This is a genomic window from Blastochloris sulfoviridis, from assembly GCF_008630065.1.
Taxonomy (GTDB): domain Bacteria; phylum Pseudomonadota; class Alphaproteobacteria; order Rhizobiales; family Xanthobacteraceae; genus Blastochloris; species Blastochloris sulfoviridis.
The window spans coordinates 70481-83838 of sequence record NZ_VWPL01000013.1 but is presented as its reverse complement, the minus strand read 5'-3'; the positions used below and the strand labels follow the sequence as shown (position 1 = coordinate 83838).

Sequence of the window (13358 nt, the reverse complement as noted above, 5' to 3'; positions counted from 1 at the left end):
AGGATCGGGGACACAATCGTGCCGATTAGAATGGACCGCCGTCTTTCGCTTGCCGCTTTGGCCATAACCGGGCTGGCGCTCGGCGGTTGCGCCACCTCCGGCCTGTTCCACGACGTGCCGGACGAGACGACGCCGCAGCCGGCCTATCCCAATGTCGGCGAGGTGCCGCCGAACCGGCCGCAGCCGCCGCTGACCGCCGAGGAGCAGGCGCGCGCCGAGGCCGAGTTGAAGGCGCTGGCGGCATCGCGTCGCAAGGGGGTCGAGCGCTCGCTCGAAGCGGACCAGTGATCGATACGGAACAATGACGGTCACGCGGCTTTTCGCCTGAATTCGGTCGCGATCGATGGTAATAAGCCGAATTCACCGCATCCGGTCGATTCAACCCGTCGAGCAATACCGTGACTGAAGAGTTTTACCGCATTCGCCGTCTGCCGCCCTACGTCTTCGAGCAGGTGAACCGCGTGAAGGCGGCGGCTCGCAATGCGGGCGTCGACATCATCGACCTCGGCATGGGCAATCCCGATCTGCCGGCCCCGGCCCACGTGGTCGAGAAGCTGAAGGAGACGGTCGGCAAGCCGCGCACCGACCGCTACTCCGCCTCCAAGGGCATTGCCGGTCTGCGCCGGGCGCAGGCCGCCTATTATGGGCGCCGCTTCGGCGTGAAGCTCGATCCCGACCGCCAGGTCGTCGCCACGCTGGGCTCCAAGGAAGGCTTCGCCAACATGGCGCAGGCCATCACCGCGCCGGGCGACGTGGTGCTGGTGCCCAATCCGAGCTACCCCATCCACGCCTTCGGCTTCCTGATGGCCGGCGGCGTCATCCGCTCGGTGCCCTGCGAGCCGACGCCGGACTTCTTCGGCGCGCTGGAGCGCGCCATCGTCCATTCGATCCCCAAGCCGATCGCGGTGGTGGTCTGCTACCCGTCAAACCCGACGGCGCACGTCGCAAGCCTCGATTTCTACAAGGATCTCGTTGCGTTTGCGAAGAAGCACGACATCTTCGTGCTGTCGGACCTCGCTTATGCCGAGGTTTATTTCGACGACAATCCGCCACCCTCGGTGCTGCAGGTGCCGGGCGCCGTGGATGTCACCGTCGAGTTCACCTCGATGTCCAAGACCTTCTCGATGGCCGGCTGGCGCATCGGCTTCGCGGTCGGCAATGAGCGGCTGATCGGCGCGCTGGGGCGGGTGAAATCCTATCTCGACTATGGCGCCTTCACGCCGGTGCAGGTGGCGGCCACCGCCGCGCTGAACGGCCCGGAGGACTGTATCCGCGAGATGCGCGACACCTACAAGAAGCGCCGCGAGGCGCTGGTCGACAGCTTTGCCCGGGCGGGGTGGGAGATTCCGGCGCCCTCGGCCTCAATGTTCGCCTGGGTGCCGATCCCGGATCGGTTCCGCAGCCTTGGCTCGATCGAGTTCTCGAAACTTCTGATCGAGAAGGCGGAGGTGGCGGTGGCGCCCGGCCTCGGCTTTGGCGAGCATGGCGACGGCTATGTGCGCATCGCCATGGTCGAAAATGAGCAGCGCATTCGCCAAGCCGCGCGAAACGTGCGACGTTTCCTTGAAACTGCAGACAAGACGTTGCACAACGTGGTGCCCCTGGCCGCCCGCGCCTGATAGGCCGCATCGTTTCGGACGTTTCCATTCGGACGTTTCCATGGCTGGTTCTCTCAAGGTTGGCCTCGCCGGGCTTGGCACGGTGGGGTCGTCCGTCGTTCGTATTCTGCAGGACAAGGCGGCCAAGCTTGCCGCCAAAGCCGGCCGCCCGGTCGAGCTGGTCGCCGTCTGTGCCAAGGAGGTCCGGGACAAGAACCTGGACCTGGCCACGGTGCGCTGGGTGGACCACCCGTTCGCGCTCGCCGCCGATCCCGAGATCGACGTGCTGGTCGAGTTGATGGGCGGGGAAGGCGACCCGGCCAAGACCACGGTCGAGACCGCGCTCAAGGCCGGCAAGCACGTGGTCACCGCCAACAAGGCGCTGATCGCCCGTCACGGTGCGGCGCTGGCGCGCGCCGCCGAGGACCGCAACGTCGCCTTCAATTTCGAGGCGGCGGTCGCCGGCGGCATCCCGGTGATCAAGACGCTGCGCGAGGGGCTGGTCGCCAACCGCATCGACCGCGTGTGGGGCATCCTCAACGGCACCTGCAACTACATCCTCACCCGGATGCTGGACGAGAAGCTGTCGTTCGAGGACTGCCTCAAGGAGGCCCAGCGCCTGGGCTATGCCGAGGCCAACCCGGCCTTCGACGTCGACGGCTTCGACACCGCCCACAAGCTGGCCATTCTCACCTCGCTCGCCTTCGGCACCGAGATCGACTGCGACGCGGTCTATGTCGAGGGTATCCGCTCGATCTCGCTGGCCGATCTGGAGATGGCCGACGAGCTCGGCTATCGCGTCAAGCTGCTTGGCGTGGCGGTGCGCGCCGACTCCGGCATCGAGCAGCGCGTCCACCCCACAATGGTACCGAAGGATTCGCCGCTGGCCCAGGTCGGCGGCGTCACCAACGCCGTCAAGATCGACGGCGACGCGGTGTCGCTGACGCTGATCGGGCCGGGGGCCGGCGGGCCGGCCACCGCCTCGGCGGTGGTGTCGGACCTGTGCGACATCGCCCGCGGCGACCGCATCGCCCCGTTCGGCCGCTCGGTCGATCGCTTGGTGCGCCCGCGGCGTGCGCCGATGCAGCACCATGCCGGCGGCTACTACATAAGGCTCGCCGCCATTGACAAGCCCGGCACCGCGGCGACCATCGCCCGCCGCATGGCGGACGAGCTCATTTCTCTGGAGTCCATCGTGCAGCGGCGGCGCGGATCGCGCGGGGAGGTACCGGCCTCCGCCGACGCGCCGGCTCCGGTGGTCCTGATCACCTATGCCACCAGCGAGGACGCGGTGCGCCGTGCCCTCGCTGCCATCGAGCGGGACGGCGTCATCGTCGGTCCGCCCCAAGTCATTCGGATCGAGCAGAATTGACGCAAAGCGAGGGGTTCAGCGCCATGCCTACGACTGCGACTGCGAGTGCGGCGAGTGTGAGTGCGAGTGCCGGACCGGTGACGCTCGTGAAGCCCAGCCCGGTTCTCGAACGCATCCTGACCCTCGAATTGGTCCGCGTCACCGAGCGCGCCGCCGTGTCGGCGGCCCGCTGGCGTGGCCGCGGCAATGAGAAGGCGGCCGACCAGGCGGCGGTGGACGCCATGCGCCGCGAACTCAACCGCCTGTCGATCCGCGGCACCGTGCGCATCGGCGAGGGCGAGCGCGACGAGGCGCCGATGCTGTTCATCGGTGAAACCGTGGGCATCGGCCACGGCCCGAAGGTCGACATCGCCGTCGACCCGCTGGAAGGCACCACGATGTGCGCCAAGAACATGCCCGGCGCCATCGCGGTGATCGCCATGGCCGAGGACGGCACCCTGCTCGCCGCGCCCGACGTCTATATGGACAAGATCGCCATCGGCCCGGGCTATCCGATCGGCACGGTCGATCTCGACCTGTCGCCGGAGGAGAACGTCTACTCCCTGGCCAAGGCCAAGGGCGTGCAGCCCGGCGAATTGACCGCGCTGGTGCTCGACCGGCCGCGCCACGCCGAGCTGATCAACACCCTGCGCCGCACCGGCGTGTCGGTCCATCTGATCTCGGACGGCGACGTCGCCGGCGTGGTGGCGACGGCCAAGCCGGATTCCGGCGTCGATCTCTATATCGGCACCGGCGCCGCGCCCGAGGGCGTCATCGCCGCCGCCGCGCTGCGCTGCATCGGCGGCCAGATGCAGGGCCGGCTGGTGCTCGACTCCGAGGCCAAGCGCGAGCGCGCCGAGCGCATGGGCGTCACCGACCCGCACAAGAAGTACGAAGCCCACGAGATGGTCCGCGGCGACTGCCTGGTGGCGGCCACCGGCGTCACCGACGGCCCGGTGCTGCGCGGCGTCAAGTTCCGCGGCAATCTGATCGAGACCGAGACGGTGGTCTATCGCTCCGCCACCGGCACCACCCGCTTCATCTATGCCGAGCACCGCCAGCTCGATAAGTTCCATCTGGATTGAGCGGCAACTTCGGTTGGCGTCGTCCCGGCCAAGCGGCGGCAGCCGCGCGAGCCGGGACCGTCCGCAGGAAGCGGCTCTTTCTGCTTCTGCACGCGATCCTGGCTCGCTTTGCTCGCCCGGGACGACAGGATGAACGGCGGCGCGCCAGCGATACGGAATGACTGAGCTGCCATCGTCCCGCCGTGCCTTTCTCAACGTCACCTGCTCGGCCGCCGGACGGCCGTGGCAGGCGCGGCTGAACGCCACCGGCGAGGCGGCGGCGCTGGCCATCGCCCAGCGCCATGGCCTGCCCGATCTGCTGGCCCGCGTGCTGGCCGGGCGCGGCGTCGGCCTCGACGAGGTGGAGGACCACCTCGACTCATCGATCCGCAACCTGATGCCCGACCCCGACACCGTCACCGACATGGCGGCGGCGGCGGCGCGCATCGCCGCGGCATGCCGGCGCGGCGAGACGGTGGCGGTGTTCGGCGACTACGACGTCGACGGTGCGGCAAGCGCCGCGCTGCTGACGCTGGTGCTGCGCTCCGCCGGGCTCGACCCGATCGTCCACATTCCGGACCGGCTGTTCGAGGGCTACGGGCCCAATGCCGAGGCGATCCGCCGCCTCGCCGAGCGCGGCGTGACGCTGCTCGTCACCGTCGATTGCGGCACCACCAGCTTCGAGCCGCTGGCGGAGGCGCGGCGGCTCGGCCTCGACGTGGTGGTGATCGACCACCATCAGGTGGCTGGCGCGCTGCCGCCGGCAGCGGCCATCGTCAATCCCAACCGCGACGACGATCTCTCCGGCCTCGGCTACCTCGCCGCGGTCGGGCTGGTGTTCCTGACCGCGATCGCCACCGCGCGGGCGCTGCGGCAAAGCGGCTTCTGGACCACGGCGCGGCCGGAGCCGGACCTGATCGACCTCGTCGACCTCGTCGCGCTCGGCACGGTGGCCGACGTGGTGCCGCTCAAGGGCCTCAACCGCGCCTATGTCGCCAAGGGGCTTCTCGCCATGCGGCGGCGCAGCCGGCCGGGGCTCGTTGCGCTGATGGATGTCGCCCGGCTGGAGGGGCCGCCCAAGCCCTGGCACCTCGGCTTCCTGCTCGGCCCGCGCATCAATGCCGGCGGGCGCATCGGCGATGCCGGGCTCGGCGCCCGGCTGCTCGCCACCGCCGACGACATCGAGGCGCGGCGCATCGCCGCTGAGCTCGACCGGCTGAACGCCGAGCGCCAGGCCATCGAGCAGGCGACCGTGGCCGAGGCCGAAGCCGAGGCGCTGGCGGCGATGGGGCTGAAGGAGGGGCCGCCGGTGGCGGTGGTCGCCGCCGAGCGCTGGCACCCTGGCGTGATGGGGCTGGTGGCGGCGCGGCTGAAGGAGAAGCTCGGCCGGCCGGCCATCGCCATCGCCTGGGGGATGAACGGGCAGGGCACCGGCTCGGGCCGCTCGATCTCGGGCGTCGATCTCGGCAAGGCGGTGCGGGGCGCGGTCGAGGCCGGCATCGCGGTGAAGGGCGGCGGTCACGCCATGGCGGCCGGGCTCACCATCGCCCGCGAACAACTCGGCGCCCTGCGCGCCTTTCTCGAAGAGCGGCTTGCCGAGGAGGTGGCGGCGGCGCGGGCGCGCGATGCGCTGCTCATCGACGGCGCGCTCACCGCTGGCGGCGCCGGGCCCGAACTGGTGGCGTCGATCGAGCGCGGCGGCCCGTTCGGCGCCGGCAATCCCGAGCCGGTGTTCGCACTGCCCTCCCACACGGTGGCCCACGCCGAGACCTTCGGCGCCGACCATTTGCGCGTCCGCCTGCGGGCGCCGGATGGCGCCACGCTCGACGCGGTCGCCTTCCGGGTGGCGAACGAGCCGGTCGGCCGGCTGCTGCTGGCCTCGCGCGGCCAGAGCCTGCACGTCGCCGGCACGCTGACGCTCGACCGCTGGCAGGCCCGCGAGCGCGTGCAATTGCGGATTCTCGACGCGGCCGAGCCGGTGCGGTGAGCCCGTCATCCCGGCCGAGCGAAGCGAGAGCCGGGATCGTCATCCGGAAGGGGTGTCTTTTCTGCGCACGGTCCCGGGTCGCGCAGCTTCGCCGCTTGCCCGGGACGACAGTCTGGCCTCGTCATCCCGGCCGAGCGAAGCGAGAGCCGGGATCGTCATCCGGAAGGGGTGTCTTTTCTGCGCACGGTCCCGGGTCGCGCAGCTTCGCCGCTTGCCCGGGACGACAGTCTGGCCTCGTCATCCCGGCCGAGCGTAGCGAGAGCCGGGATCGTCATCCGGAAGGGGTGTCTTTTCTGCGCACGGTCCCGGGTCGCGCAGCTTCGCCGCTTGCCCGGGACGACAGTCTGGCCTCGTCATCCCGGCCGAGCGAAGCGAGAGCCGGGATCGTCATCCGGAAGGGGTGTCTTTTCTGCGCACGGTCCCGGGTCGCGCAGCTTCGCCGCTTGCCCGGGACGACGCGGGGCAATTACACCGGCTTCAAGAGCACGTGACGCTTCCTGCCGAGCGACAGCTTGATCACGCCGCCGCCGGCGAGGTCCTTCTCGCCCAGCATCGCGCGCTCGTCCTCCACCGTCACGTCGTTCACCTTCAGCCCGCCGCCCTTGACCTGACGGCGCGCCTCGCCATTGGAGGCGACGAGCCCGGCCTCGACGAACGCCGCCAGCACGCCCAAGCCGTCCGAGAGGCGGGCGCCGGCGATCTCGACGGTCGGCAGCGTCTCGGCCAGCGCGCCTTCCTCGAAGGTGCGGCGCGCGGTTTCGGCGGCGGCGTCTGCGGCCTCGCGGCCGTGCAGCAGGGCGGTGGCCTCGGTGGCGAGAATCTTCTTCGCCTCGTTGATCTCGGCGTCCTTGAGTTCCGCCAGCCGGCCGACCTCGGTCAGCGGCAAGGTGGTGAACAGCTTGAGGAAGCGCGGCACGTCGGCGTCCTCGGTGTTGCGCCAGAACTGCCAGTATTCGTATGGCGCGCGCATGTCGGCGTTGAGCCACACCGCGCCTTCGGCGGTCTTGCCCATCTTGGCGCCCGAGGCGGTGGTGATCAGCGGGCAGGTGAGGGCATAGAGCTGGGAGGTGCCCATGCGCCGGCCGAGATCGATGCCGGAGACGATGTTGCCCCACTGGTCGGAGCCGCCCATCTGCAGGATGCAGCCGGTGCGCTTGTAGAGCTCGACGAAGTCGTAGGCCTGCAGGATGGAGTAGTTGAATTCGAGGAACGACAGCTCCTGCTCGCGCTCCAGCCGCATCTTCACCGAATCGAAGGTGAGCATGCGGTTGATCGAGAAGTGGCGGCCGACCTCGCGCAGGAACTCGATGTAGTTCAGCGAGGCCAGCCATTCGGCATTGTCGATCATCAGCGCGTCGTTGCGGCCCGCCCCGAAGGTGATGAAGCGGGAGAACACCGTCTTGAGGCTCTCCTTGTTGGCCTCGATCTGGTCGTAGGTCAGGATGCGCCGCGCCTCGTCCTTGCCGGAGGGGTCGCCGACGCGGGTGGTGCCGCCGCCCATCAGCGCGATCGGCTTCTGGCCGGTCTGCTGCAGCCAGTGCAGCATCATGATGGAGAGCAGGTGCCCGACATGCAGCGAGGGGCCGGTGCAGTCATAGCCGACATAGGCCACCACCCGGCCGTCCCGCGCCGCCTGATCGAGGCCGGAGGGGTCGGAAATCTGGTTGATGTAGCCGCGGGTCGACAGGACGTGCAGGAAATCGCTGGAGTAAGTGGTCATCATCGCTCAGCAGTGGTTCGGCGGACCGGGTGGGTGTAACAGGCCCGGAGGGGGATTCAACGGGAAATGCCGGCCTTGAAAGTCCGCGGAGCGCTCGGCCTGATGAGCGGGACCTCGCTCGATGGCGTTGACGTTGCCTATCTTGCCACTGACGGCGAGCGCATCCTGGCGTTCGGCCCGACCGGCTATCGCCCGTTTACGGAGGCCGAGCGCGCCGTGCTGCGGGCGGCGCTTGACGAAGCGGAAATCCTCGCCGACCGCAACGCCCGGCCGGGCGTGCTGGCCGAGGCCGAGGCCATCGTCACCGCCGCCAATGCCGAGGCGGTGGAGGCATGGCGCGAGGCCAACCGCAGCTGGATGCCGCTCGATGGCGGCGCTTTCGCCGCGCCGCCGGTCGACGTGGTCGGCTTTCATGGTCAGACCGTGCTGCACCGGCCCGAGGTGCGGCTGACGGTGCAGATCGGCGACGGGCAGGCGCTGGCGCGGCGGCTGAATGTGCCGGTGGTTTATGATTTCCGCGCCGCCGATGTCGGTGCCGGCGGCCAGGGCGCGCCCTTCGTGCCGGTGTTCCACCGCGCCATGGCCGGGGTGCTGCACCGGCCGCAGCCGCTGGCGGTGCTCAATATCGGCGGGGTGGCCAATGTCACGGTCCTCGACGGCGAGGCCGATCCGATCGCCTGCGACGTCGGCCCCGGCAATGCGCTGATCGACGATTTCGTCGCCGGCCGCACCGGTGCGGCGATGGACACCGGCGGCGAGCTGGCGGCGGCCGGCAAGGTGGACGAGGACGCGGTGCGCCGGCTGCTCGGCATGCGCTTCTTCACGCTGCCGCCGCCCAAGTCGCTCGACCGCAACGCCTTCAAGGCGGCGGCCAAGGTTCATGGCGGGCTCGACCGGGCGAGCGTCGAGGACGGGGCGGCGACGCTCACCGCCTTCACCGCGGCGGCGGTGGCGCGCATCGTGCCGCACCTGAAGCGCCCGCCGAAATGCTGGATCATTGCCGGCGGCGGCGCCCGCAACCCGACCCTGATGCGCATGCTGGCCGAGCGACTGGCGCCGGCGCGCGTCGAGGTGGCCGAGCGGGTCGGCTGGCTGGGCGACCATCTGGAGGCGCAGGCGTTCGCCTTCCTCGCGGTACGTGCGCTCGACGGCCTGCCGCTGTCCTATCCTTCGACCACCGGCGTACCGGAGCCGATGACCGGCGGCGTGGTGGTGAGGCCATAGACGCCAACGTCGATCGCGCAGGCGCGGCGAGTCCGGCCGGGAGAATTCGCTCCGCCGAGCCGGGCGCCTATTTCTCGCGCTTGGCGGCGATGCGCCGGTCGAGATAGTCGCCCACCGTGCCGATCAGTTCCTCGACCTTGCCCTCGAAGAAGTGGTTGGCGCCGGGAATCACCTTCTGCTCGATGATGATGCCCTTCTGCGTCTTGAGCTTCTCGACGAGGCCCTGCACCGCGGTGACCGGCGTCACCGAATCCTTCTCGCCATGGACGAACAGGCCCGAGGACGGGCAGGGGGCGAGGAAGGAGAAGTCGTAGATATTGGCCATGGCGGCGATCGAGATGAAGCCCTCGACCTCCGGCCGGCGCATCAGGAGTTGCATGCCGATCCACGAGCCGAACGACACACCGGCGATCCAGCAGGTGCGCGCGTCCGGATTGATCGACTGCACCCAGTCGAGCGCGGAGGCCGCGTCCGAAAGCTCGCCCTGGCCGTGGTCGAACGAGCCCTGCGAGCGGCCGACGCCGCGGAAATTGAACCGCAGCACGCTCATGCCCCGCTCGGCGAACAGGTAATAGAGCTGGTAGACCACCGGATTGTTCATCGTCCCGCCAAATTGCGGGTGAGGATGAAGAACCACGGCGATCGGCGCGCTGCGGGATTTGGCAGGGTGAAACCGGCCTTCGATACGGCCGGCCGGACCGGCGAACACCACTTCAGGCATATGCAAGGAACCTTGAACGGAAGCCGGCTCAGGCCCGGCAGTGCGGGCCGGCGGAGCCCCATCCTCTTGACGCAGACCGGCCGAATTCCTATTGTTTAGAATAGTTCTAAACTCAACCCGCGCGCCGCCGGAGGGCGTGCACAGGTGGCACGGGACCTGCTACTCCTGTAGGGCAGATCGGACTCCGATTTCAAGCTTTTCGAACACGCCAGCGACGGAGCGACAACCAACGTGGCCGACCGGGCCTATCTCGACTGGAATGCCACGGCGCCGCTGAACGAAGCGGCAAGGGCGGCGGTGCTGGCCGCCCTGGATGCCGGCAATCCGTCGTCCGTCCATGCGGAAGGCCGCGACGCCCGCGTCATTGTCGAGCGCGCCCGTGCCGAGATCGCCGCCGCCATCGGCGCCGCCCCACGGCAGATCGTGTTCACCTCCGGCGCCACCGAGGCCAATGCGCTGGCGCTCACCCCGGCGATCGAGACGGCGGACGGCGCCGCGCCGCGCGACGGGCTGGTGGTCTCCGCGATCGAGCACCCCTCGGTGCGGCGCGGCCACCGGTTCGGGGCGTTGCCGGTCGAGACCGCCGCGGTCGATCGGGCGGGCGTGGTCCAGGCCGCGGCCATCGCCGACGCGCTGGAGCGCCTCGCCGCGCGGGGCGTCAGCCGGCCCTTGGTGTCGGTGATGCTGGCCAACAACGAGACCGGCGTCATCCAGCCGATCGCGGCCATCGCCGACACGGTCCATGCGGCCGGTGGGCTCGTTCATGTCGATGCGGTGCAGGCGCTGGGCCGCATCCCGCTGGATGTCCGAACGCTCGATGCCGACCTCGTGACGCTGTCCAGCCACAAGGCCGGCGGCCCCAAGGGGGCGGGCGCGCTGGTGCTGGGATCGCGCATCCGCCATCTGGCGGCGCCGCTGATCGCCGGCGGCGGCCAGGAGCGCGGCGTTCGCGCCGGCACCGAGGCGGTGCCGGCCATCGCCGGCTTCGGCGCGGCGGCGGCCGCGGCGGTGGCCAGCCTGCCGGCGGCGGCCGTGCGGATGGCTGGGCTGCGGCGCCGCCTCGCCGATGGCCTGCACAGGATCGCGCCATCTGCCGTCGAATTGGGCAGCGATGCACCGCGCCTACCCAACACGCTGGCGCTGGCGCTGGCGGGGCTGGCCGCCGAGACGGCGGTGATCGCCTTCGATCTGAACGGCGTCGCCATCTCCGCCGGCTCGGCCTGCTCATCTGGCAAGGTGGCTGCATCGCCGGTGGTCGCGGCCATGGGCTGGCCGGAATTGGCCGGGTCCACCTTGCGTTTTTCCATCGGCCCCGCCACCACGGAGGCGGATATCGATCGCGCGATCGGCGTCTGGCAGACCGTGGTGGGCGCACTAGCTAACAGGCGAGGGAAGGCTGCCTGACCTGAAGTCTTCCAGACCGACCCACGGTCCTTGAAACCGCGAGGAAGGGAGTAAGATATGCCGGCCGTGCAGGAGACCGTTGAATCGGTCCGTGCCATCGACGTCGACCAGTACAAGTGGGGCTTCTCCACCGATGTCGAGATGGACAAGGCCCCCAAGGGCCTGAACGAGGACATCGTCCGTTTCATCTCGGCCAAGAAGGGCGAGCCCGACTGGATGACCGAGTGGCGGCTCGGCGCCTACCGGCGCTGGCTGACGATGACTGAGCCGACCTGGGCCAAGGTCGCCTATCCGAAGATCGACTTCCAGGATCTCTACTACTACGCCGCGCCACGGATGAACGCGGCGCCGAAATCGCTGGCCGAGGTCGATCCCGAAATCCTGAGGACCTACGAGAAGCTCGGCATTCCCTTGAGGGAGCAGGAGCTGCTGGCCGGCGTCGAAGGCGCGAGCTATCCGTCTTCGCGCGTCGCTGTGGACGCGGTGTTCGACTCGGTGTCGGTGGCCACCACCTTCAAGGACGAGCTGAAGAAGGCGGGCGTCATCTTCTGCCCGATCTCGGAGGCGATCCGCGAACACCCCGACCTGGTGCGCCAGTATCTCGGCACCGTGGTGCCGGTCACCGACAATTACTACGCCACGCTGAATTCGGCGGTGTTCTCCGATGGCTCGTTCGTCTACGTGCCGCCGGGCGTGCGCTGCCCGATGGAGCTGTCGACCTATTTCCGCATCAATGAGCAGAACACCGGCCAGTTCGAGCGTACGCTGATCATCGCCGACAAGGGCGCATATGTGAGCTATCTCGAAGGCTGCACCGCGCCGCGCCGCGACGAGAACCAGCTTCATGCCGCCGTCGTCGAGCTGATCGCGCTCGACGACGCCGAGATCAAGTACTCCACCGTCCAGAACTGGTATCCCGGCGACAAGGACGGCAAGGGCGGCATCTACAACTTCGTCACCAAGCGCGGCGACTGCCGCGGCAAGAACTCGAAGATCTCCTGGACCCAGGTCGAGACCGGCTCGGCCATCACCTGGAAATATCCAAGCTGCATCCTGCGCGGCGATGGCTCGAAGGGCGAGTTCTACTCGATCGCGATTTCCAACGGCCACCAGCAGATCGATTCCGGCACCAAGATGATCCATCTCGGCAAGAACACCGTGAGCCGGATCATCTCCAAGGGCATCTCCGCCGGCAAATCGCAGAACACCTATCGCGGCTTGGTTTCGGCGCACCGCAAGGCCACCGGCGCGCGCAACTGGACCAACTGCGACTCGCTCCTCGTCGGCAACCAGTGCGGCGCGCACACCGTGCCCTATATCGAGAGCAAGAATTCCAGCGCCGTGTTCGAGCACGAGGCCACGACCTCGAAGATCTCAGAGGAGATGCTGTTCTATTGCCAGAGCCGCGGGCTTTCGCCGGAGGAGGCGGTGGCGCTGGTCGTCAACGGCTTCGTGCGCGACGTGCTGCAGAAGCTGCCGATGGAATTCGCCGTCGAGGCCCAGAAGCTGATCTCGATCTCGCTGGAGGGCAGCGTCGGATGAGCGCCGAAGCGCCGAGTCTCGTCTGCAACCTCAAGGATGTCGTCCTGGTGCCCATGCCGGGACGACATTCCGGGACACGGATAGGGCTCGCGGTTTTCCGTGGTCACGAGTTTCCGTACTCGATCGACTGTGCCGTGCGGGTCGTTCCGCCCGGCGGCCGGGCGCCGCTTCTCGATGTCACGCATTGGGCGGAGGAACTCGGCTTCGTCGTTGCAGGATCGGGTGAGTATCACGCTGCGGACGAGGTTTTTCCGGTCTGCGGCGGAGACTTCCTCCTGGCACCGGAATCAACGATGGGTCGGAATTTCGAGGTCGTGAACACCGGAACCGAGCAGATGGTGTTCATCGCCTTCAAGTCGCAGCGGCACGTTTTGAACCGCAAACGGCAGGATCACGCTCGCGCCGTCATCGACCAGTTCCTGCTACGCCGGCAGGAAACGAGCATGGGACGTGCTGCCGACTACACATTCGACGGGCGGATACTGACTGTTTCTCACCCGGTCTTAAGGGGTTCGTGCACGATGGTGATCACCTTCGACCAGTTCGGCACGGTCTGGATCAATGGCGAACCTCTTCGCGAGGCACCGGGCGAGAACATCGATGCTTTGGCGGAGAGATTGATGAAAGTGGAACAAGGTCTGTTGGCCGAGGCCTATTGGAAGCCTCTATAGGCCGCACTTCCGGGACGAGCCCGCGCTAAGTCACTTTGCCTCGAACGCCGGCAAAATATCTCAGAGCGCCACGTAG

At 68.5% G+C, this 13358-nt stretch carries 11 protein-coding genes; 9 read left to right on the top strand and 2 right to left on the bottom strand.

Going from position 1 to position 13358, the window contains the following annotated elements; translation table 11 throughout:
• Positions 1–18: 18 nt before the first annotated feature.
• From F1193_RS09360 to recJ, 5 genes are all read left to right on the top strand, one after another.
• Positions 19–288 carry a hypothetical protein gene (locus F1193_RS09360; protein ID WP_150097411.1) on the top strand — a complete coding sequence of 90 codons (270 nt, stop codon included), beginning with the start codon at positions 19–21 and terminating at the stop codon, positions 286–288.
• A 110-nt stretch (positions 289–398) separates the two neighbouring features.
• Positions 399–1619 carry an LL-diaminopimelate aminotransferase gene (locus F1193_RS09355; RefSeq protein WP_150097410.1) on the top strand — a complete coding sequence of 407 codons (1221 nt, stop codon included), beginning with the start codon at positions 399–401 and terminating at the stop codon, positions 1617–1619.
• A 40-nt stretch (positions 1620–1659) separates the two neighbouring features.
• On the top strand, positions 1660–2970 hold the full coding sequence (locus F1193_RS09350; protein WP_150097409.1) for a homoserine dehydrogenase: 1311 nt from the start codon (positions 1660–1662) through the stop codon (positions 2968–2970).
• A gap of 77 nt (positions 2971–3047) precedes the next feature.
• Complete coding sequence (gene glpX, locus F1193_RS09345; RefSeq protein WP_246164249.1) at positions 3048–4034, top strand: class II fructose-bisphosphatase; 987 nt, start codon at positions 3048–3050, stop codon at positions 4032–4034.
• Between the two features lie 157 nt (positions 4035–4191).
• Complete coding sequence (gene recJ / locus F1193_RS09340) at positions 4192–6000, top strand: single-stranded-DNA-specific exonuclease RecJ (protein WP_150097407.1); 1809 nt, start codon at positions 4192–4194, stop codon at positions 5998–6000.
• Between the two features lie 466 nt (positions 6001–6466).
• On the opposite strand, the gene tyrS is transcribed toward recJ, so the two are convergent.
• A complete protein-coding gene (gene tyrS / locus F1193_RS09335) occupies positions 6467–7720 on the bottom strand; it encodes a tyrosine--tRNA ligase (protein ID WP_150097439.1) in 1254 nt (417 codons plus the stop codon).
• Between the two features lie 66 nt (positions 7721–7786).
• On the opposite strand from tyrS, the gene F1193_RS09330 reads away from it, so the two are divergent.
• Positions 7787–8944, top strand: coding sequence for an anhydro-N-acetylmuramic acid kinase (locus F1193_RS09330; protein ID WP_150097406.1), 1158 nt, complete (start codon positions 7787–7789; stop codon positions 8942–8944).
• A 67-nt stretch (positions 8945–9011) separates the two neighbouring features.
• Here the strand turns inward: F1193_RS09330 and F1193_RS09325 are convergent, their stop codons facing one another.
• Positions 9012–9665, bottom strand: a complete 654-nt coding sequence (locus F1193_RS09325; protein ID WP_150097438.1) for an alpha/beta hydrolase — start codon at positions 9663–9665, stop codon at positions 9012–9014.
• Between the two features lie 231 nt (positions 9666–9896).
• Here F1193_RS09325 and F1193_RS09320 point away from each other — a divergent pair, with 231 nt between their 5' ends.
• From F1193_RS09320 to F1193_RS09310, 3 genes are read left to right on the top strand one after another with little or no spacing between them, the layout of a single operon-like run.
• Positions 9897–11069 carry a cysteine desulfurase family protein gene (locus tag F1193_RS09320; protein WP_150097405.1) on the top strand — a complete coding sequence of 391 codons (1173 nt, stop codon included), beginning with the start codon at positions 9897–9899 and terminating at the stop codon, positions 11067–11069.
• 57 nt (positions 11070–11126) lie between these two features.
• Entirely contained in the window at positions 11127–12611 is a 1485-nt protein-coding gene (gene sufB, locus F1193_RS09315) for a Fe-S cluster assembly protein SufB (RefSeq protein WP_150097404.1), read from the top strand.
• Positions 12608–13282, top strand: coding sequence for a cupin domain-containing protein (locus tag F1193_RS09310; RefSeq protein WP_150097403.1), 675 nt, complete (start codon positions 12608–12610; stop codon positions 13280–13282). Before sufB ends, F1193_RS09310 begins: the two co-directional genes overlap by 4 nt.
• Positions 13283–13358 lie beyond the last annotated feature (76 nt).